Consider the following 1,310-nt stretch of genomic DNA (forward strand, 5'->3'; position numbering starts at 1 on the left):
ATCAATATCCTGACCACGGAGGCGGCGGTGAGCCTCAGGAACAATGAGGATTTCCTTGCCGGTCTCGAGGTGACGCCGGAGCGCCAGCTTGTCTGGGACGAACTCGATGGCCTCGATCGCTTCGTCGCGCGCAAGAAGATCGTCGAACTGATGGAAGAGGGCGGCTTCCTCGAAAAGGTCGAGCCGCATCGCCACGCGGTGCCGCATGGCGATCGCGGCGGCGTGCCGATCGAGCCGTTCCTGACCGAGCAGTGGTATGCCAATGCGGCGGAACTGGCCAAGCCGGCAATCGCTTCCGTGCGCGAAGGTCGCACGAACTTCGTGCCGAAGAACTGGGAAAAGACCTATTTCGACTGGATGGAGAACATCCAGCCCTGGTGCATCTCGCGCCAGCTGTGGTGGGGTCATCAGATCCCGGCCTGGTACGGGCCGGACGGGCGCGTCTTCGTCGAGAAGACCGAGGAAGAGGCGCTGAGCGCCGCGATCGAATTTTATCTGGCGCTGGAAGGACCGTGGAAGGCCTGGGTCGAGGCCAAGCTGGAGAACTTCAAGCCGGGCGAGATCCTGACCCGCGACGAGGATGTGCTGGACACCTGGTTCTCATCGGCGCTGTGGCCGTTTTCGACGCTGGGATGGCCGGACGAGACGCCCGAGCTGAAGACCTACTACCAGACCGACGTGCTGGTGACAGGCTTCGACATCATCTTCTTCTGGGTCGCCCGCATGATGATGATGGGCCTGCACTTCATGGACGAGGAGCCGTTCCACACCGTCTATGTCCATGCGCTGGTGCGCGACAAGAACGGGCAGAAGATGTCGAAGTCGAAAGGCAACGTCATCGATCCGCTCGACCTTATCGACGAATACGGCGCCGACGCGCTGCGCTTCACCCTGACGGTGATGGCGGCGCAAGGCCGTGACGTGAAGCTCGATCCGGCGCGCATCGCCGGCTATCGCAATTTCGGCACCAAGCTGTGGAACGCGACGCGTTTTGCCGAAATGAACGAGGTCGCGCGCAATGACGATTTCTGGCTGAACGACGCCAGGCTGGCGGTCAACCGCTGGATCCTGACCGAGCTGACGCGCGCGGCGCGCGAGATCACCGACGGCATCACCTCATACCGCTTCAACGAGGCGGCGGGTGCCGCCTACCGCTTCGTCTGGAACCTGTTCTGCGACTGGTATCTGGAATTGCTGAAGCCGGTGTTCATGGGCACCGACGAGGCGGCCAAAGCCGAAAGCCGAGCCTGCGTCGCCTTCGTGCTCGACGAGATCTACAAGCTGCTGCATCCGATGATGCCGTTCATGAC

1 protein-coding gene is annotated in these 1,310 nt (G+C 62.1%); it reads left to right on the forward strand.

From position 1 onward, the window contains the following. Positions 1 to 1,310: class I tRNA ligase family protein (locus tag EN893_RS34230; protein WP_164901392.1), on the forward strand; the 1,310-nt coding region annotated here is incomplete at both ends.

The organism is Mesorhizobium sp. M7A.F.Ca.CA.004.04.2.1, from assembly GCF_004022825.1.
Taxonomy (GTDB): Bacteria; Pseudomonadota; Alphaproteobacteria; order Rhizobiales; family Rhizobiaceae; genus Mesorhizobium.